This window comes from Citrobacter sp. RHBSTW-00859 (assembly GCF_013729795.1).
GTDB lineage: Bacteria > Pseudomonadota > Gammaproteobacteria > Enterobacterales > Enterobacteriaceae > Citrobacter > Citrobacter braakii.
Map to the genome: position 1 here is coordinate 1399692 of NZ_CP056284.1, position 20195 is coordinate 1419886.

The 20195-nt window shown below is 53.9% G+C and carries 18 protein-coding genes and 1 pseudogene; 12 read left to right on the plus strand and 7 right to left on the minus strand.

Going from position 1 to position 20195, the window contains the following annotated elements; all coding sequences use genetic code 11:
- The 3 genes from HV302_RS06830 to iadA are packed head-to-tail and all read left to right on the plus strand — an operon-like array spanning window position 1 to window position 2298.
- Complete coding sequence (locus tag HV302_RS06830) at window positions 1-660, plus strand: nucleoside recognition domain-containing protein (protein WP_016153974.1); 660 nt, start codon at window positions 1-3, stop codon at window positions 658-660.
- Window position 661: 1 nt separating this feature from the next.
- Complete coding sequence (locus tag HV302_RS06835) at window positions 662-1123, plus strand: YjiG family protein (protein ID WP_181627082.1); 462 nt, start codon at window positions 662-664, stop codon at window positions 1121-1123.
- Between the two features lie 11 nt (window positions 1124-1134).
- Window positions 1135-2298, plus strand: coding sequence for a beta-aspartyl-peptidase (iadA, locus tag HV302_RS06840; RefSeq protein ID WP_049282283.1), 1164 nt, complete (start codon window positions 1135-1137; stop codon window positions 2296-2298).
- Window positions 2299-2413: 115 nt separating this feature from the next.
- On the opposite strand, the gene bcp is transcribed toward iadA, so the two are convergent.
- Both bcp and HV302_RS06850 read right to left on the minus strand, forming a co-directional pair.
- Complete coding sequence (gene bcp, locus HV302_RS06845; RefSeq protein WP_003835095.1) at window positions 2414-2884, minus strand: thioredoxin-dependent thiol peroxidase; 471 nt, start codon at window positions 2882-2884, stop codon at window positions 2414-2416.
- Window positions 2884-3456, minus strand: a complete 573-nt coding sequence (locus tag HV302_RS06850) for a glycine cleavage system transcriptional repressor (protein WP_003037954.1) — start codon at window positions 3454-3456, stop codon at window positions 2884-2886. The genes bcp and HV302_RS06850 overlap by 1 nt, the downstream gene beginning before the upstream one ends.
- A 145-nt stretch (window positions 3457-3601) precedes the next feature.
- Between HV302_RS06850 and dapA the strand changes: the two genes are divergently transcribed.
- From dapA to ypfH, 6 genes and pseudogenes are all read left to right on the plus strand, one after another.
- Window positions 3602-4480, plus strand: coding sequence for a 4-hydroxy-tetrahydrodipicolinate synthase (dapA, locus tag HV302_RS06855; RefSeq protein ID WP_016153972.1), 879 nt, complete (start codon window positions 3602-3604; stop codon window positions 4478-4480).
- A 16-nt stretch (window positions 4481-4496) separates the two neighbouring features.
- Window positions 4497-5531 (plus strand): outer membrane protein assembly factor BamC, encoded by a 1035-nt coding sequence (gene bamC / locus HV302_RS06860; RefSeq protein WP_181627083.1) that lies wholly within the window; start codon window positions 4497-4499, stop codon window positions 5529-5531.
- A gap of 111 nt (window positions 5532-5642) precedes the next feature.
- Window positions 5643-6356 carry a phosphoribosylaminoimidazolesuccinocarboxamide synthase gene (gene purC, locus HV302_RS06865; protein WP_003835086.1) on the plus strand — a complete coding sequence of 238 codons (714 nt, stop codon included), beginning with the start codon at window positions 5643-5645 and terminating at the stop codon, window positions 6354-6356.
- Between the two features lie 177 nt (window positions 6357-6533).
- A pseudogene (gene ypfJ / locus HV302_RS06870) lies at window positions 6534-7064 on the plus strand (KPN_02809 family neutral zinc metallopeptidase); the annotation flags it as partial.
- 15 nt (window positions 7065-7079) lie between these two features.
- Window positions 7080-9095: a tRNA(Met) cytidine acetyltransferase TmcA gene (locus HV302_RS06875; protein WP_181627084.1), complete on the plus strand. Its 2016-nt coding sequence runs from the start codon at window positions 7080-7082 to the stop codon at window positions 9093-9095.
- A 73-nt stretch (window positions 9096-9168) separates the two neighbouring features.
- A complete protein-coding gene (gene ypfH / locus HV302_RS06880) occupies window positions 9169-9867 on the plus strand; it encodes an esterase (protein ID WP_181627085.1) in 699 nt (232 codons plus the stop codon).
- Window positions 9868-9915: 48 nt separating this feature from the next.
- Here the strand turns inward: ypfH and HV302_RS06885 are convergent, their stop codons facing one another.
- Genes HV302_RS06885 through HV302_RS06895 form a run of 3 tightly spaced genes read right to left on the minus strand, consistent with a single transcriptional unit; the run spans window position 9916 to window position 11631 of the window.
- A complete protein-coding gene (locus HV302_RS06885) occupies window positions 9916-10116 on the minus strand; it encodes a YpfN family protein (protein ID WP_003835080.1) in 201 nt (66 codons plus the stop codon).
- Window positions 10117-10143: 27 nt separating this feature from the next.
- Window positions 10144-11271: a succinyl-diaminopimelate desuccinylase gene (dapE, locus tag HV302_RS06890; protein WP_016153967.1), complete on the minus strand. Its 1128-nt coding sequence runs from the start codon at window positions 11269-11271 to the stop codon at window positions 10144-10146.
- 3 nt (window positions 11272-11274) lie between these two features.
- Complete coding sequence (locus HV302_RS06895) at window positions 11275-11631, minus strand: ArsC family reductase (protein WP_016153966.1); 357 nt, start codon at window positions 11629-11631, stop codon at window positions 11275-11277.
- A 389-nt stretch (window positions 11632-12020) separates the two neighbouring features.
- Between HV302_RS06895 and ypfM the strand changes: the two genes are divergently transcribed.
- Window positions 12021-12080, plus strand: a complete 60-nt coding sequence (ypfM, locus tag HV302_RS06900; RefSeq protein WP_001386977.1) for a protein YpfM — start codon at window positions 12021-12023, stop codon at window positions 12078-12080.
- A gap of 75 nt (window positions 12081-12155) precedes the next feature.
- Here ypfM and acrD read toward each other — a convergent pair whose 3' ends face one another.
- Together acrD and narQ are read right to left on the minus strand one after the other, a co-directional pair.
- On the minus strand, window positions 12156-15269 hold the full coding sequence (acrD, locus tag HV302_RS06905; RefSeq protein ID WP_016153965.1) for a multidrug efflux RND transporter permease AcrD: 3114 nt from the start codon (window positions 15267-15269) through the stop codon (window positions 12156-12158).
- 184 nt (window positions 15270-15453) lie between these two features.
- Entirely contained in the window at window positions 15454-17151 is a 1698-nt protein-coding gene (narQ, locus tag HV302_RS06910) for a nitrate/nitrite two-component system sensor histidine kinase NarQ (protein WP_103928445.1), read from the minus strand.
- 263 nt (window positions 17152-17414) lie between these two features.
- Between narQ and aegA the strand changes: the two genes are divergently transcribed.
- The gene (gene aegA, locus HV302_RS06915; protein WP_181627086.1) at window positions 17415-19394 is read left to right on the plus strand and encodes a formate-dependent uric acid utilization protein AegA; all 1980 of its coding nucleotides are present in this window, start codon (window positions 17415-17417) and stop codon (window positions 19392-19394) included.
- 157 nt (window positions 19395-19551) lie between these two features.
- Window positions 19552-20127 (plus strand): GDP-mannose pyrophosphatase NudK, encoded by a 576-nt coding sequence (gene nudK / locus HV302_RS06920; protein WP_181627087.1) that lies wholly within the window; start codon window positions 19552-19554, stop codon window positions 20125-20127.
- Window positions 20128-20195 lie beyond the last annotated feature (68 nt).

Genomic DNA, 20195 nt, shown 5'->3' on the forward strand with positions numbered 1-20195 from the left:
ATGGGTCACAACACACACACGCAGCAGAAGGTGGGATGGGGCGGTTATCTCGCTTTTTTTATTACGATTATTCTTTTTTCCGGCATGTTTGCGAAAAGTACCGAATGGTGGCGAGTCTTTGATTTCACCGTTCTCAACGGTGCGTTTGGGCAGATTAATGCGGCGGGGGACACGGCGGTCTCTTTTCGCGGCACGGGCGGTATGGGCGCAAAAGACGGCTTCTTATTCGCGCTTGAGCTGGCGCCTTCCGTCATTCTTTCACTCGGGATAATTTCCGTCACCGAAGGGCTGGGAGGGTTGCGTGCGGCACAGCAACTGATGACGCCAGTCCTGCGCCCGTTACTCGGTATTCCGGGTATTTGCTCGCTGGCGCTGATTGCGAATTTGCAAAATACCGATGCTGCGGCAGGGATGACTAAAGAAATGGCGGAAGAGGGCATTATCACTGAACAGGAACGTGCCATTTTTGCCTGCTGGCAAACCAGCGGCAGTGCGTGTATTACCAACTATTTTTCCTCGGGTGCCGCGTTGTTTACGATGGTTACCGTTCCGGTGATTACGCCGCTGGCGGTGATCCTTGTCTTCAAATTTGTGGGTGCGAACCTGCTGCGTTTGTGGATTGCGCAGCTGGAAAATCGCCGTACGCAGCAGGAGGCGTGAGATGACAACGCAAGTACGTAAAAACGTCATGGATATGTTTATCGATGGCGCACGGCGCGGATTCACTATTGCAACAACCAGCCTGTTGCCTAACGTGGTAATGGCGTTTGTGATTATTCAGGCGCTGAAGGTGACGGGACTGCTCGAGATTGTCGGGCGGGTATGTGAGCCGGTAATGGCGCTGTGGGGACTGCCGGGGGAATCTGCTACCGTACTGCTGGCGGCGGTGATGAGTATGGGAGGCGGCGTCGGTGTTTGCGCCAGCCTGGTTGTCGCCGGTACGCTTTCGGGACATAATGCTACGGTGCTGTTACCGGCTATCTACCTGATGGGCAATCCGGTGCAAAATGTGGGACGCTGTCTGGGTACCGCGGGGGTCCATCCCCGTTATTACCCGCTTATTATTGCGGTATGCGTAATTAATGCGCTGCTCTCTATTTGGGTTATGCAGGTTATTTCCTGACAAGGAAGGTTATGAACTGTTCCATTCTTAATTTGACGTTGTTCCAGCAGGGACACGTGTACGCGCCGGAAGACTTAGGGCGCCAGGATATACTGGTGTCTGGCAGCAAAATTGTTGCCATCGCACCGTCGATTTCCCCTGACGATTTTCCTGGCTGCGAGTGTATCAATCTTGACGGCGCGATTGTGTGCCCAGGATTTATCGATCAACACGTCCATCTGATTGGCGGCGGCGGAGAAGCGGGGCCGCACACCCGCACGCCGGAAGTGCGCTTGTCGCGGCTGGTTGAAGCTGGCGTCACCTCGGTGGTGGGATTGCTGGGGACAGATGGTATTACCCGTCACCCTGAATCGCTGCTGGCGAAAACCCGCGCGCTGGAATTTGAAGGCATCAGCGCATGGATGCTGACCGGGGCGTATTCTCTGCCTTCCCCGACCATCACCGGCAGTATCGATCGCGATGTGGCGCTGATCGATAAAATCATTGGCGTGAAATGTGCTGTTTCGGACCATCGTTCTTCAGCCCCGGACACCTCGGCGCTGGCAAACATGGCGGCGCAGTCGCGCGTTGGCGGATTGTTAGGGCGCAAGCCGGGGATTAGCGTCTTCCATATGGGCGACAGCCCGCGCATGCTGGAGCCGTTGTATCAGATCCTCGACAGTTGCGATGTACCGATTACCAAGCTGCTGCCCACACACGTCAATCGTGCGGAACCGTTGTTTCAGTCGGCGCTGGAGTATGCCCGCAAAGGCGGTTATATCGACATTACCAGCAGCATTGATGAACCCGTCGACCCGGCTACGGCTATCGCCACAGCGCTACGCCAGAACGTGCCGCTGTCGCGTATTACCTTGAGTTCGGATGGCAACGGTAGCCAGCCGGAATTTGATGACTACGGTAATCTTACCGGCATCGGTGTCGCAGGGTTTGAATCACTGGCTGAAACAGTGCGCCAGTTGGTGAAGGTTCATGCCATACCGCTGGAACTGGCGCTGTGTCCGCTGACGCGAACGGTCGCAGAATTTTTGGGACTGGAACATAAAGGACGTCTGGCGGTGGGATGCGATGCCGACATTCTGGTGCTCAATGATGCGCTTGAAGTTCATCACCTGTGGGCGAAGGGCAAAGCCGTCGTCAGAGAGAAAAAAGCCTGTGTAAAAGGGACGTTTGAATAAACGACGTTGATGCCGGATGGCGGCGTAAACGCCTTATCCGGCTACGGAGTTATGCGGATGGTGGCCTGATAAGACGCGTGGCGTCACCATCAGGCGCTATCCGGCAAAATGTAAATCAGGCGTTCTCTTTCAGCCAGTTCATTACCACGTCGTGGTGGTTGCTGGTTTTGAAGTCATCAAACACATGCTCAATTTTCCCTTCAGCATCAATCAGGAAGCTGATGCGGTGGATGCCATCATAGGTTTTGCCCATAAATGACTTCTCACCCCAGACGCCGAACTGCTCGCAAACCTGGTGATCTTCGTCGGACAGGAGCGTGAAGTTAAGGACTTCTTTCTCCGCGAATCGGGAAAGCTTCTCTGGTTTATCGGTGCTGATTCCCAGCACTTCAACACCTGCTTTTTTTAACTCATCCATGTTATCGCGTAGGCCGCAGGCCTGTACGGTACAGCCGGGTGTCATGGCTTTCGGGTAAAAATAAACCAGAACACGCTGTCCCTGGAAGTCGGTTAAATTTACTTGTTCTCCGTCTTGATCCGGCAAGCTAAATTTCGGTGCGATATCACCGGCTTTCAGTGGGTTCATTACTTAACTCCATCCTGTTCATCATGCTGTGAGTAATTGACGACGTTAATACTGCCTTGCGCATTGAGTTCTGTACAGAGTGCTTTAAACGCATCTTCAATATTTGCCGAATCATGTGACGCAGGACTATGTGCGGTAATTTGAATAAACAGCTGTGCCGCCTTTCCGTTCTCAGCCGGTTGCGTGCGTGAAACCAGTTCCGCAATATTCATTTGGTGGCTGTCAAACAGGGCGGTAAAGCGTTCAATCAAATGCGGAGAATCAGGAACATCGACCTGCACCCATACCGTAGCGGGCATCGCCGGACGGGGGCGTGCGGTCGTGCGCTTCATCACAATCAGTAAATCCAGCTCTGCACCTTTCAACGGCAAGGTTGATTCAATTAGGGTAATGGCATTCCAGGTGCCCGACAGCAACATGATAAACGTGAACTCGTCACCCAGCATGGCCAGTCGGCTGTCTTCGATATTACAGCCGCAACTGCTGACATGACGTGTGATGGTGTTCACAATTCCCGGGCGGTCAGCACCCAGCGCAGTAATGACCAGATAGTGTTGCGATGACGATGTCAAACCTGTTCTTCCTTTGAGCGGTGAGGTAATCATAAGGAAAGCATAAAAAAAACATGCATACAACAATCAGAACGGCTCTGGTCGCTTGCTTTTATTGTCGTACCAAACGTACCATTGAGACACTTGTTTGCACAGAGGATGGCCCATGTTCACGGGAAGTATTGTCGCGCTTGTTACGCCGATGGATGAGAAAGGTAAAGTCTGCCGGTCGAGCCTGAAAAAACTGATTGATTATCATGTCGCCAGCGGCACCTCGGCGATCGTTTCGGTTGGCACCACCGGTGAGTCTGCCACCCTGAGTCATGATGAGCATGGCGATGTGGTGATGATGACCCTGGAGCTGGCCGACGGGCGTATTCCGGTGATTGCCGGAACCGGCGCTAATGCGACCGCGGAAGCCATTAGTCTGACGCAGCGTTTCAACGACAGTGGTGTTGTCGGCTGCCTGACGGTGACGCCTTACTACAACCGCCCAACCCAGGAAGGTTTGTTCCAGCATTTCAAAGCCATCGCTGAACATACTGACCTGCCGCAAATTCTGTATAATGTACCGTCCCGTACCGGCTGCGATATGTTGCCGGAAACCGTTGGTCGCCTGGCGAAAGTAAAAAATATTATCGCTATTAAAGAGGCCACGGGGAACTTAAGTCGCGTTCACCAGATCAAAGAGCTGGTTTCAGACGACTTTATTCTGCTCAGCGGTGATGACGCGACCGGACTGGATTTTATGCAGCTCGGTGGTCATGGCGTGATTTCCGTGACGTCTAACGTTGCGGCACGCGATATGGCCGAAATGTGCAAACTGGCGGCAGCCGGGAACTTTGCCGAGGCGCGGGTGATTAACCAGCGTCTGATGCCGTTACACAACAAACTATTTGTCGAACCCAATCCTATCCCAGTGAAATGGGCGTGTAAGGAGTTGGGACTTGTGGCGACCGATACGCTACGTCTGCCGATGACGCCAATCACGGATAATGCTCGTGAAATCGTCAAAGCGGCGCTTAAGCATGCCGGTTTGCTGTAAAGTTTAGGGAGATTTGATGGCTTACTCAGTACAAAAGTCGCGCCTGGCCAAGGTTGCGGGTGTTTCGCTTGTTATGTTGCTCGCGGCCTGTAGTTCTGACTCGCGTTATAAGCGCCAGGTGAGCGGTGATGAATCCTATCTGGAGGCCGCACCGCTTGCTGAGCTTCACGCTCCAGCTGGGATGATTCTGCCAGTTATGTCGGGTGACTATAATATCCCGGTCACCAACGGCAGCGGTGCCGTTGGTAAAGCGCTGGACATTCGCCCGCCGGCTCAGCCGTTAGCACTAGTCACCGGCGCTCGCACTCAGATCGCGGGTGATACGTCGACATTGCTGGTGGAAAATGGTCGTGGCAACACGCTGTGGCCACAGGTCGTTAGCGTCATTCAGTCTAAAAACTACACGATCACCAAACGTGATGATGCCAGCCAGACGTTGACCACCGACTGGGTTAACTGGAACCGTCTGGATGAAGACGAGCAGTACCGTGGACGTTATCAAATCTCGGTTAAACCGCAGGGCTATCAGCAAGCGGTAACGGTGAAACTGATTAACCTCGAGCAGGCGGGGAAACCCGTAGCTGATCCAGCATCAATGCAGCGTTACAGCGCTGAGATGATGAACGTTATCTCCGCAGGTCTGGATAAGAACGCCACTGATGCCGCGAATGCCGCGCAGAACCGCTCTGCCGCCACCATGGATGTTCAGAGTGCTGCCGATGACACCGGTTTACCGATGCTGGTGGTACGTGGACCGTTCAACGTGGTATGGCAGCGTCTGCCGGCAGCGCTTGAGAAAGTGGGGATGAAAGTGACCGACAGCACCCGTTCTCAGGGCAGCATCGCCGTGACCTACAAACCACTGTCTGATAGCAACTGGCAGGAGCTGGGCGCAAGCGATCCGGGTCTGGTATCCGGCGACTATAAACTGCAGGTCGGTGATTTAGACAACCGCAGTAGCTTGCAGTTTATCGATCCGAAGGGGCATACCCTGACGCAAAGCCAGAACGACGCGCTGGTCGCCGTCTTCCAGACAGCGTTCAGTAAGTAAAAATAAAGGGCTGGATAACTCCAGCCCTTTTTTTCTGATATGATACGCAAACGTGTGCGTCGGCAGAAAAACGCAATATTTATCGTTAATTCACACCCAGGAGTAATAAAGATGCAAAAGCAAGCTGAGTTGTATCGTGGTAAAGCGAAGACCGTATACAGCACGGAAAACCCGGACCTGTTGGTGCTCGAATTCCGCAATGATACGTCAGCAGGGGATGGCGCGCGCATTGAACAGTTTGATCGTAAAGGCATGGTGAACAACAAGTTCAACCATTTCATTATGACTAAACTGCAAGAAGCGGGCATTCCTACCCAGATGGAGCGACTGCTTTCCGATACTGAATGTCTGGTGAAAAAACTGGAGATGGTACCGGTTGAATGTGTGGTTCGTAACCGCGCAGCAGGCTCCCTGGTTAAGCGTTTAGGCGTTGAGGAAGGTATTGAACTGAATCCGCCGCTGTTTGATCTGTTCCTGAAAAACGATGCTATGCACGATCCAATGATTAACGATTCCTATTGCGAAACTTTTGGTTGGGTGAGCAAAGAGAATCTGGCGCGTATGAAAGAGCTGACCTACAAAGCCAACGACGTGCTGAAAAAGATGTTTGATGATGCCGGTCTGATTCTGGTCGACTTCAAACTTGAATTTGGTTTGTATAAAGGTGAAGTGGTCCTGGGCGATGAGTTCTCACCGGACGGCAGCCGTCTGTGGGACAAAGAAACGCTGGATAAAATGGACAAAGATCGCTTCCGCCAGAGCCTGGGCGGCCTGATCGAAGCCTATGAAGCCGTCGCGCATCGTCTGGGTGTGAAGTTAGACTAATCCTCCCCTGAGCCGGCGATCGCTCTCCGGCTCATCAATCCCGCCGATTTTGATTACTGTTTCTTATGGTAATCCTGTTCCGAACCGCCTACGATCATCATCATAATGAATAAAAAGTTGAGGTGATTATGCGCTGGCAAGGGCGTCGTGAAAGTGACAATGTGGAAGACAGACGAAATGTATCGCGGAGCGACGCGTACTGGCTGTGGCGCAGGTCAGTCGGTGATGGGGCCGTTTTACTGCCCGGCGGATGGTACGGTGTATATCGACCTCTCATTTTATGATGACATGAAAAACAAGCTGGGCGCCGATGGTGATTTTGCTCAGGGTTATGTTATCGCCCATGAAGTGGGCCACCACGTGCAGAAACTGCTGGGTATTGAACCGAAAGTTCGCCAGATGCAGCAGAATGCCTCACAGGCTGAAGTGAACCGTCTTTCCGTACGTATGGAACTGCAGGCGGACTGCTTTGCTGGCGTTTGGGGCAACAGTATGCAGCAGCAGGGCGTGCTGGAGTCCGGCGACCTGGCAGAAGCGCTGAATGCCGCTCAGGCCATTGGCGACGATCGCCTGCAGCAGCAGGGACAAGGACGCGTTGTGCCGGACAGCTTTACCCACGGCACTTCTGAGCAGCGGCTTAGCTGGTTCAAACGCGGTTTTGACAGCGGCGATCCGGGACAATGTAATACTTTTGGTAAAGGCATTTAAGCTACTGAGGCAGGGATGTCTGATAATACGGCGCTGAGCGCGTTAACCGAACAGATGGCCCACGAAGGGATCCGTCGTCTGCTGATTATCAGTGGTGAGGGGAACTGGTGTCAGGAGCGGGCTTTAGCGCTACGCGACACGTTACCCGGCGACTGGTTATGGGTGGGCGCACAAGCCCCTGCTGAGCCGAACTGTACGCCACAGGCGCTGCAAACGTTATTAGGCCGCGAGTTTCGTCATGCGGTTTTTGACGCCGGGCAGGGATTTGACGCTGCGGCGTTTGCCGCCTTAAGCGGAACGCTGATCGCCGGGAGCTGGCTGGTTTTGCTGACTCCCCCATGGCATACCTGGCACACGCATCCGGACGTGGATTCACTGCGCTGGAGCGACTGTGCTGAACCTATCCCAACGCCGCACTTTGTTGAACATGTCAAACGGGTGATTTCCCGTGACGGACAGGCTCTGCACTGGCAGCAGCATCACGCAGTTTCCAGCCCGCGTTTTCCTGTTCGTGCAGTCTGGCACGCGGCAACCGGTGATCCTCAGCCTGAACAGGCGATGATTTTAACCCAGTTGCTGGATATGACTCCCGGCGTGGCTGCGGTCACAGCTGCACGTGGCCGGGGTAAATCGGCTCTGGCAGGGCAACTGATAGCACGTATCAACGGGACCGCGATTGTCACCGCGCCTGCTAAAGCGGCAACGGATGTGCTGGCGCAATTTGCCGCAGAGCGTTACCGCTTTATGGCCCCGGATGCGCTGTTAAGCAGTTCTGCAACCGCAGACTGGCTGGTTGTGGATGAAGCCGCCGCGATCCCCGCGCCGCTGCTGCACCAACTGGTTGCGCGTTTCCCTCGTACGCTGTTAACCACCACCGTACAGGGCTACGAGGGAACCGGCAGAGGCTTTTTGCTGAAATTCTGCGCCCGCTTTCCTCATCTTCGACCCTATGAGTTGCAACAACCCGTACGCTGGGCGCAGAGATGTCCGCTGGAGAAAATCGTCAGCGATGCGCTGGTGTTTGACGACGAAACCTTTGCGCATGCCCCCTTGGGGGAGCTTAACTTCTCGGCATTTGATCAACTCTCATGGCAGACAAACCCGGCGCTGCCGTTAGCGGTATATCAGCTACTTTCCGGTGCGCATTATCGCACCTCGCCACTGGATCTGCGGCGAATGATGGACGCGCCGGGTCAGCATTTTCTTCAGGCTTCGGCTGCTGACTCGGTGGCGGGAGCCGTCTGGCTGGTCGACGAGGGGGGATTATCCGCAGAATTAAGCCAGGCCGTCTGGGCCGGATATCGCCGACCAAGAGGAAATCTGGTTGCGCAGTCACTGGCGGCGCACGGCGGAGATCCATTGGCGGCGACGCTCGTCGGGCGGCGGGTCAGTCGAATTGCGGTTCATCCCGCGCGTCAAAGGGAAGGTATTGGGCAACAGCTGATTCTGCAGGCCCGGCACTATTGCACGCAGTGCGACTATCTGTCCGTCAGCTTTGGTTATACGGCTGAATTATGGCGTTTCTGGCAGCGCTGCGGTTTTGTCCTGGTACGGATGGGGAATCATCGGGAAGCCAGCAGCGGCTGTTATACCGCTATGGCGGTGCTGCCCATCAGCGAAGCAGGAAAACGCCTTTCCTGGCGGGCGCACCAGCGCCTGCGACGGGATGCGGAGATTCTTGCTCAGTGGAACGCAGAGCGCATTCCGCTGGTACCACTGAAAGAGACTACGCTTAATGAGGATGACTGGGGTGAGCTGGCTGGGTTTGCCTTCGCGCATCGACCATTACTTACATCATTAGGTTGTCTGAGTCGTTTGCTTGAGCACAGCGAGTTGCCTCTTCCGGCATTACGCGGGCGTATACAGGCTCAACGCAGCGATGCTGAATTGTGCCAACAGCTGAAAATATCGGGTCGCAAAGCGCTGTTGGCAGTTCAGCGCGCCGAGGCGGCGCAGGCCTTAAAACAGCTGGATGCTGAGCGTGAACAACGGCTACATAATCGCATTATGCAATGGCAATTTTTTCACTAACTTCTTCAATTTCCTGGCATGGTCATTGCGGTTAAGCGGCGTAGAATGATTCTCATCAGTTAAGGAGATCGCCATGAAACATGACCATTTTGTTGTTCAAAGTCCCGATAAACTCGCTCAACAGCTCTTGTTGCTGTTTCATGGCGTCGGCGATAACCCGGTTGCCATGGGCGAAATTGGCTCCTGGTTTGCGCCGCTGTTTCCAGATGCGCTAATCGTCAGCATTGGCGGGGCAGAGCCTTATGGTACAACTTCCGGGCGTCAGTGGTTTTCTGTACAGGGGATAACGGAAGAGAACCGCCAAGCGCGTATTGACGCGATAATGCCGGTCTTTATCGAAACCGTTCGCTACTGGCAGAAGCAAAGCGGCGTTTCGCCTCAGGCGACCGCGCTGATTGGTTTTTCTCAGGGCTCGATTATGTCGCTTGAGAGTATTAAAGCCGAGCCTGGGCTGGCGTCGCGGGTCATCGCCTTTAATGGTCGCTATGCCACGTTGCCGGAGGTTGCAACTACCGCGACGACGGTGCATTTGATTCACGGCGGTGAAGACCGGGTGATTGAGTTATCTCATGCCGTTGCCGCGCAGGAGGCGTTAATTCGCGCCGGTGGGGATGTGACGCTGGATATCGTCGAAAATCTGGGGCACGCTATTGATGAACGCAGTATGCAGTTTGCGCTCGACCACTTGCGTTTTACCGTACCGAAGCACTACTTTGATGAAGCGCTGAGCGGCGGTAAGCCTCACGATGATGATGTGATTGAGATGATTTAACCCGCAGGCCGAATGGCGATGTGAAACCGCCATTCGGCCTACGTTGGCTTATTTCTTCGGTTGATCCTTGTTTGGCCAATCGTCGTCGTCATCCCATTTATCGTTAAAATCACGATGCGGGGGAAGCTCCGGCTTATTGGCAAGAAATTTCTTGTGGTCGACGCGCTTGAGATCTTTAATCACGTTCAGCAATACGCCTACCAGAAACACCAACACCAGAATCCACCAGTATTTTGCCAGCCAGTCCATGCTCATTTCCTCTTACAGGAACACTCATCAGGCGACGAGTTGCTCCATGATACGTTGATACATACGGGCAAGCAGCTGCAGGTCGGCGGCATTAACACATTCATTAATTTTATGAATGGTGGCGTTGACCGGCCCAAGTTCTACTACCTGTGCCCCCATGCGGGCAATAAAACGCCCGTCGGACGTCCCGCCTGTAGTCAGTAACTGCGGTTTAATCTCATTATAGTGCTCAATGGCGTTCACCACCGCATCCACCAGTTTACCGCGTGCGGTCAGGAACGGCTGACCGGAAAGCCACCAGTCGACGGTATAACGCAGCTGATGTTTCTCCAGCAGCTCCAGCACCCGGGACTTAATCATTTCATCGTTTAATTCGGTGCTGAAACGGAAGTTGAACTGGATAAACAGTTCGCCGGGAATAACATTGTTGCTGCCGGTTCCTGCCTGAATATTGGCAATCTGCATGCTGGTCGCCGGGAAGAATTCGTTGCCCTGATCCCACTCAATCGCCACCAGTTCATTGAGCATTGGCGCTGCGCGGTGTACCGGGTTATCGGCCAGATGCGGGTAGGCTACGTGGCCCTGCACGCCGTGAATGGTCAGATTGCAGGTCAGTGAACCACGACGCCCATTTTTCACCACGTCGCCAACGATTTCCGTGCTGGACGGCTCGCCAACCAGACAATAATCCAGTCGTTCATTGCGCGCCATAAGTGCTTCAACCACTTTTACGGTGCCGTTTTGGGCGCTGGCCTCTTCGTCAGAGGTTATCAAAAACGCCAGACGACCCTGATGGTTCGGATGCTGGGCGACAAAACGTTCTGCGGCCACGACCATTGCCGCCAGTGAGCCTTTCATATCGGCTGCGCCACGCCCGAACAACATGCCATCGCGAATGGTCGGTTCGAACGGTGGATTAATCCAACGATCGACATCGCCGACAGGCACTACGTCAGTGTGACCGGCAAATGCCAGAGTCTCACCTTTGCCGCGCCATGCCCAAAAATTCTGTGTGTCACCAAAATCCATACGCTCAACGGTAAAACCTACCGCGCGCAGGCGTTCAATCATTAACGCCTGGCACCCGGCATCATCCGGGCTCAGGGAAGGACGGCGAATAAGCTGCTGTGTCAGCTCAATAACCGGGCACGACATAGACTATACCTCATTAAAAAACTGCGTATAACTGGATTCACTAAAGCCAAGCAGCATAGGCTTACCCGGCGCGCAGAGCAATGGGCGTTTGATAATTGCAGGCATTTCAATCATCAATGCAGCAGCAGAGGACGCATCGGTGATTTGGTTACGTGTGGCTTCATCCAGTTTGCGCCAGGTGGTTCCACGTGTATTGAGCAGCGCCTCCCAACCTAATTCGCTGATAAAGGCGTGTAATAACGCGTTGTCCAGGCCGTCGACGCGATAATCATGGAAGCGGTAGTCGACCCCATTGTCTTCCAGCCAGCGTCTGGCTTTTTTAATCGTATCGCAATTCTTAATGCCGTAGAGGGTGATCATTTGAATCCTTATTGACGTAATTTGAATATTTATTCTCGTGTTCTATAAACATGAATAATACATATTGTCATCGAACCGTTATAGAAAAATATAACATTGTTGTTGAATGGTGAATAATGATTCCTGAAAGTTCCAAAATTCACGGGGAACTGAAAATCAGATTTTGCCTGTTTGCATCAGCCTGTTTTTCCATCAGAATTGCCAAAGTCGTAGATGATGTATGAATATTTCAAAATATTGCAGTAAGTCACATAAAATTTATGGGGTTAGCGCATAGTGATTACATATACCCCCGAACACTGGAGGATGTAATCGCAACCATTGGTTAAATGATCTTCTTTTTATGATGATGATTTCGTAGAATGCCCATAATAATAAGAGAGGTTGTTATGATTGAACGTGAACTGGGGAACTGGAAAGACTTTATCGAAGTGATGCTTCGTAAATAATTTTCTGGAAGAAATTCATATCCTGCAAAGGATAATAAAAGGCGACTCAACGTAAGTCGCCTTTTTTGTGTCCGATTATTCTGGGCGTGGCTTCAACGGGAAGCGTCTGCGTACCAGCACAAAGAACAGAGGAACGAAGTAAATCGCCAGGACAGTGGCTGAAATCATCCCGCCCATTACACCAGTCCCCACCGCATGCTGACCGCCGGAACCTGCGCCACTGCTGATGGTCATCGGCAACACCCCAAAGATAAACGCCAGTGACGTCATCAGAATTGGGCGTAAGCGTTGGCGACAGGCATGCAGCGTGGCGTCGAGCAAGTCGTGACCTTTCTCGTTCATCTCATTGGCGAATTCAACAATCAATATTGCGTTCTTCGCCGAAAGCCCGATCACGGTGAGTAACCCGACCTGAAAGTACACGTCGTTTTCCAGGCCGCGCATCCAGGTAGCGAGCAGCGCGCCAATGACCCCCAGCGGTACAACCAGCATGACGGAGAAGGGAACCGACCAGCTTTCGTACAGAGCCGCCAGACACAGGAACACCACCAGCAAAGAAATGGCGTACAGGGCTGGCGCCTGAGAGCCCGACAGCCGTTCCTGGTAAGACATCGCGGTCCATTCGAGTCCGAATCCGGTCGGCAACTGGTGGACCAGCGATTCCATAATGTCCATCGCCGTACCGGTACTGACGCCTGGGGCGGCTTCGCCAACAATCTCGACGGCGGAGTAGCCGTTATAGCGTTCCAGACGCGGTGAACCCGTTTCCCAGCGCGACGTGGCAAAGGCCGAGAAAGGCACCATGCCGCCGCTATTATTGCGGACGTACCACAGATTGATGTCGTCCGGGAGCATGCGATATTTTGCTGCCGCCTGTACGTAAACCTTCTTCACACGACCCCGGTCCATAAAGTCATTGACGTAGCTGGAGCCCCAGGCCGTTTGCAAGGTGTCGTTGATGTCATCAATGGAAACGCCCAGCGCCTGGGCTTTGCGCTGATCGATATCAATTTGCAACTGCGGGCTGTCGTCCAGACCATTATGACGAACGCGGGTCAGAGACGCGTCTTTCCCGGCCAGCTCAATCAGCTTGTCGCGCGCGGCCATTAACGCATCATGGCCCGCACCGGCGTGATCTTGCAGCTCCATATCGAAACCGGCAGAGCTCCCGAGACCGCTAATCGCCGGAGGACTGCTGGCGAAGACGCGGGCTTCCTTAATCTTATTAAAGGCTTTAGTCGCGCGCTCGATGATGGCGAAAGAGGTTCCGGTGGTGGTGTCGCGATCATCCCAGTCTTTTAAGCGGACAAACATCCGCGCCACGTTTTGACCGTTCCCGCCAGGGCCGGAACCGACCGTGGAAAAGACCGACGTAATGTTGTCTTTCTCATGGGTGAAGTAATACTTCTCCACTTCCTCAACTACTTTCAATGTTTGCTGCTGCGTGGAGCCGCTGGGCAACTGTATCGAGGTGGTAAACATGCCGCGGTCTTCGAGCGGCAGGAAGGAGGTTGGCAGGCGCAGGAACAGGAAAACCATACCGCCGAGCAGCAGGCCGTAAATCAGTATCCAGCGCAGGCTGCGGTGCAGGATCCTGGCGACGCCTTTTTCGTAGCGTTCGGCGTTGCGGTTAAACATCCGGTTAAACCAGCCAAAGAAACCGGTTTGCCCGTGATGCTCGCCTTTATGTAACGGTTTGAGCAGAGTGGCGCACAGGGCAGGGGTGAGGATCATCGCCACCAGAACTGAAAGAACCATTGCGGAGACGATGGTAATCGAGAACTGGCGGTAGATAGCCCCGGTAGTGCCGCCGAAGAAGGCCATCGGGATAAACACCGCCGACAGCACCATGGCGATACCGACCAGCGCGCCCTGGATTTGCCCCATCGATTTCCGCGTCGCTTCCCGCGGCGAGAGGCCTTCCTCACTCATAATTCGCTCGACGTTTTCCACCACCACAATGGCATCATCGACCAGCAGGCCGATCGCCAGCACCATCGCAAACATCGTCAGGGTGTTAACGCTGTAGCCAAAGGCGTAGAGCACGGAAAAAGTACCCATCAGGACGACGGGAACGGCGATTGTAGGGATCAGCGTGGCGCGGAAGTTTTGCAGGAACAGGTACATCACAAGGAATACCAGCGCGATCGCTTCCAGCAGTGTTTTCACCACGTCGATGATTGAGGCTTTGACAAAGGAGGTAGTTTCATACGCCACCTTGTATTCCAGCCCGTGCGGAAAATACTGAGAGAGCTCATTCAGGCGGTCGATAACCAGCTCCGCCGTTGCCATTTCATTGGCACCGGAGGCCAGTTTTACCCCCAGACCGGAAGCCGGGTGGCCGTTGAAGCGGCTGAGATAGTCATACTTTTCCGCACCCATTTCGACCGTCGCCACATCACCCAGTTTAACTTCTGAGCCGTCTTGGTTGACGCGTAGCGTAATCGCGCGGAATTCATCCGGAGTCTGCAGCAGCGACTGGGCGTTGATCGTTGCATTCAGCGCTTGTTTGTCCACCGAAGGCGTGCCGCCAAGTTGCCCGACGGCAATCTGCGCATTCTGTGATTCGATAGCATCGGTCACATCTTTGGCGGTCATCTGGAAGCTGTTAAGTTTGACCGGGTCGAGCCAGATACGCATGGAATATTGTGAACCGTAGGCGTCAATATCGCCCACGCCGTTTATACGACTGAGCGGATCCTGGATATTACTGGCGACGTAGTCGGCGATGTCCTGCTTATCCATTGAGCCATCGGTGGAGACGAAGGCGATGGTCAGAATATTAGTGTCCCCGGTCTTGCGCACCGTGACCCCTTGATTTTGTACCGCCTGCGGCAGCTTACGCATTGCCGATTGCAGCTGGTTTTGCACCTGCTGGACGGCCTCATCAGGATCGGTTCCCGCGAGGAAACTCAGCGTAACCGACGCCTGGCCTGTCCCGCTGCTCTGCGACGACATGTACATCAGATTATCGAGACCAGTCATGTTCTGCTCGATAACCTGGGTGACGGTATTTTCCAGGGTTTGTGCGGACGCGCCAGGGTAGTTCGCGGTTACCCGCACGTTTGGCGGTGCCAGATCGGGGTATTGCTCAACGGGCAGCGAAAAAATAGCCAGGGCACCTGTCAGGCACAACAGGATTGCTAACACCCAGGCAAAAATGGGGCGATCGATGAAAAAATTCGCCATTAAAAGGGGACCTCGTGTTTCTGCGTATCGTTATGGGTGTGAATTGCTTCACTTTAGCGGCAAGGTACGGGGCAAACGTGGAGAAAAAAAGAAGATAATGTAAATTATCATGCCCGTTTACAGCATACCTTTCGTGCCAACGCCGTCAGGCCTGGATCGAGAACCGACGGCGCTTTGCGGTTCTTTACGTTAGCTCACCGTCGGATTCTGCCGAACGAAAACTGATGCTCACCAGCGTTCCCCCTCCGGAGGGTTGAGAGAAAGTCAGCGTGCCGCTCAGCCTTTCCGCCCGCTCGCGCATAATATTTAACCCATAGTGCCCCGAAGGCTCATGCGGCTCGCCAATGCCGATGCCGTTATCGCGAATATAAACCGTGTGATTACCATCCGGCGCAGTCACGCAACTGACGGCAATTTCGGTTGCGCTGGCATGTTTAATCGCGTTCAGCACCGCTTCACGGACGATCTGCAGCAGATGCACCTGCATTTGCGCGTCCAGCGCCAGGGTAGGTAACCGGCAATCAAGCGTCAGTTTAGCCGAGGTCTGATTTTGCAGCGTTTCCAGCATTTCATGCAGGGCGGAGGGGAGATCGGCCTGCTGTAAAGTCAGGCGGAAGGTGGTGAGCAGTTCGCGTAGCTGGCGGTAGGCATCGTTCAGCGCCTGAGAGAAATCCGCCATAATGCTTTGCGCTGGGGCGTTATCTTCGGGAATCGAACGCTTCAGCAGCGTGAGCTGAATGCGTAAATAAGAGAGCACTTGCGCCAGCGAGTCGTGCAGCTCGCGCGCAATCGTCGCCCGTTCCTCCATTAATAACAGCTGCTGAAAATGTTTTTGCGCCTGGTTGAAGTACAACCCGCGACCCAGCATCGAGGAGACGCTGTTGAGCAGAGGGGTAGAAGCATTGACGTTCGGGCTTTGCCAGTGCAGTTCACCGTAGACGGTTTCCTGCATGGTGACCGGCAGGATCTGCATCGGCAGCTCGGGGCTTTTTGCGCCTTCGCTAATTCGCCAGTTATCTCCGACGGTGAGTTCCAGGAAATAGGCGGCGTCATGCTCGCGGACGATCTGTAAAATATGGCGGAAGCAGTACACATCAATCTGACTGGTATTTAACGCCTGAGAGCACTGATACAACACTTCCAGACGACGATTAGCTTCGTGGAGATCGTGGGTCTTCTCAGCGACAGACGCTTCCAGTGAGCGGTACAGCTTGTGTAATTCACTCGACATCTGGCTGAAGGTCTTGCCCAACAACCCGAGTTCGTTGGGCAAACCAGTATCCAGCGAGGGGATGTCAAACTGACCGTGTTCAATGTGCTGGCTGGCCACCACCAGCTTATTCAGCGGACGCACCACCTGCTGGCGAATACGCCGTAAGGTAAAGAAAACGAGGGTGAAAATGCCGATCCCGCCCGCCAGTGAAATACCAAAAACCAGCATCACTTTGCGTTCGGCATAATGCTGCAGCGCCAGCACGAAGAGATCGATTTGATCGACATAGTTATTGATATTGCTCTGGTACCAATTTAAATCGCCATCGATCAGACGGGCGTTCATTTCCAGCCAGTTTGCATGTAGACGCCCATAGCGACTTTTTACTGCTTGAGGCACATACCACGCGTTCAGGTTCTGTAGTGCTGGCGAGTTTAGCGCCTGCTGGAAAAGCTGGCGGTGAGCGTTAAGCTGCGGACTTTGGCTTTGCAGATCGTAACCCAGACGGTAACTTTGCATGCGCAATGAGCCAGCCACGTTGATGGCTTCGGCATCTCGTAAGCTGCTGGTCAGCGTGAGCAGCGCAATACCCGTTGAGAGAATCGACAACAGCACTATGTAGAAAAAAGCTTTAGCCAGACTGGCCGAGACCGGACGCTTTACCGTCACTTGTGCATCCTCACACAATACACGTCGCGCCTTAAAACAGCCCGAACGATGCGGTGTATTTGATAAATGTTAATAAAACGCCATGAAACTGGATGGTAACTGAAACGCAATTTCATATGCGATGAAATAAATTGATCTGCCACAGGTTCTGGATAAATAGTTGTGCTTCCTGGGCAAATGAACATTGCCGCTTCCTTCCGTGTCGGTTAATAACAACACTCATATAAAGAATAAGGTTTTTGCAACCAAAAAAGAAGGAAGCCATGAATCGTTTTATTATGGTTAATAGCCAGCAGTGCCTGGGATGCCATGCCTGTGAGGTCGCCTGCGTCATGGCTCACAATGGCGAGCAGCATGTCCTGAGTCAACGGCATTTCCAGCCCCGAATTACCGTCATCAAGCATCAGCAGCAGCGCAGTGCGGTAACCTGCCATCACTGTGAAGATGCGCCCTGCGCCAGAAGTTGCCCGAACGGGGCAATCAGCCATGATAACGACAGCGTTCAGGTGAACCCGAAAAAGTGTATTGGCTGTAAATCGTGCGTCGTTGCTTGTCCTTTCGGCACGATGCAGATCGTACTCACTCCTGTCGCTAAAGGGAAGGTGAAAGCCACTGCGCACAAATGCGATTTGTGTCAGGGACGCGAACAGGGACCCGCCTGCGTAGAGAACTGTCCGGCACAAGCGTTACAACTGGTGACGGAAAATTCGCTTACTGGTCTGTCAAAAGCGCGCAGGCTACGCACCGCCAGTCTGGAAAGCCAGCCCTGGCATGCCAACGCCACCGATTTCGTTTCGCATGCAATTACCAAACGTGAGCAAATGCAGGCGACGCCTGCGCGTGGTGAGCCGGATAAGCTGGCAATTGAGGCCCGTAAAACCAGCTTTGAGGAGATCTATCTGCCGTTTCGTACGGCGCAGGCGGAACGGGAAGCGTCCCGCTGCCTGAAATGCGGCGACCACAGTATTTGCGAATGGACCTGCCCATTGCATAACCATATTCCGCAGTGGATTGAACTGGTCAAAGCCGGGAATATCGACGCGGCGGTTGAGCTTTCTCACCAGACCAACTGCCTGCCGGAAGTGACCGGGCGCGTATGTCCGCAGGACCGACTTTGCGAAGGGGCATGTACGGTGCGTAGCGAGCATGGGGCGGTCACTATCGGAAATATTGAGCGTTACATCTCTGATCGGGCCCTGAGCAAAGGATGGCGACCGGACTTAAGCCACGTGCAGAAAGTGGATAAGCGCGTTGCTATCATCGGCGCGGGTCCGGCGGGTCTGGCCTGCGCGGATGTGCTGGCGCGCAGCGGAGTCAGCGCCACCGTATACGATCGCCACCCTGAAATCGGCGGTTTGCTGACGTTCGGCATTCCGGCCTTCAAGCTGGACAAATCGCTGCTGGCCCGCCGCCGTGAAATCTTCAGCGCCATGGGTATTCATTTCGAACTTAACTGTGAAGTGGGTAAGGATGTGGCGCTGTCGGCGCTGCTGGAGGATTACGATGCCGTGTTCGTGGGCGTAGGAACCTATCGTTCCATGAAGGCGGATCTGCCGAATGAAGACGCGCCTGGCGTTTATGACGCGTTACCGTTCCTGATTGCCAACACCAAACAGGTGATAGGGCTGGATGAACTGCCTGAAGAGCCGTTCATCGATACCGCCGGACTGAACGTGGTTGTATTGGGCGGAGGCGATACGGCAATGGACTGCGTGCGTACCGCGCTGCGTCATGGCGCACGCCAGGTGACCTGCGCTTATCGTCGTGATGAAGCCAACATGCCCGGTTCGAAAAAAGAGGTGAAGAACGCCCGGGAAGAGGGGGCGTTCTTCGAGTTTAACGTCCAGCCGGTTGAGCTGGTGTTGCATGATGATGGGCGAGTCAGCGGCGTGCGTTTTTTACGTACCCAGCTTGGCGAGCCGGACGCGCAGGGGCGTCGTCGCCCGGTTCCCCTCGCCGGGAGTGAGTTTGTCATGCCCGCAGATGCGGTGATCATGGCGTTTGGTTTTCACCCACATGGCATGCCGTGGCTGGAGACGCATGGGGTTAAGGTCGATAACTGGGGGCGCATTGCCGCCAATGTTGAAAGCGCATACCGTTATCAAACCAGCAACCCGAAAATCTTCGCCGGTGGTGACGCGGTACGCGGTGCGGATCTGGTGGTTACGGCGATGGCGGAAGGACGGCATGCCGCCCAGGGGATCGTCGACTGGCTGGGCGTAAAATCAGTCAAATCTCACTAAGTCGCTAAGAAGGCCGGATAAGGCGCGTTAGCGTTGCTATCCGGCTCTGTGCCGCATAATTGCCTGATGGCGCTTCGCTTATCAGGCCGACATTGCACCAAGACAAACCCGGTTTCACGGCGTAGTATTATTTCTCACTTCTTGCTGTGGAGCCGGTATGTCGCAAAAAATTACCCTCATCAAAGATAAAGTCCTTTCCGATAACTACTTCATCCTGCGCAATATCACCTATGACCTGACCCGTAGCAATGGAGAGGTGATTCGTCACAAACGCGAGGTTTACGATCGCGGCAACGGCGCCACTATCCTGCTGTATAACCCGGAGAAGAAAACGGTGGTGCTCATCCGCCAGTTTCGCGTCGCCACCTGGGTCAATGGTAATGAAAGCGGTCAACTGATTGAAACCTGCGCCGGGCTGCTGGATAACGACGAACCGGAAGCGTGCATTCGGAAAGAGGCCATTGAAGAGACCGGCTTTGAAGTGGGTGAAGTGCGTAAGCTGTTTGAACTCTATATGTCGCCGGGCGGCGTGACGGAGATAATTCATTTCTTTATTGCGCAATACAGCGACAGCCAGCGGGCAAATGCGGGCGGAGGGGTGGAAGATGAAGATATTGAGGTTCTGGAGCTGCCGTTCACACAGGCGCTGGAAATGATTAAAACGGGTGAGATCAGTGACGGTAAGACGGTGCTATTGCTGAACTATTTGCAGTCGTCGCATCTCATGGACTAATGCGCGGGATTTATATTTCTTTACAAATTTTCGGCCAATCCGACGATTCTTATTGAGCCACATCAGTC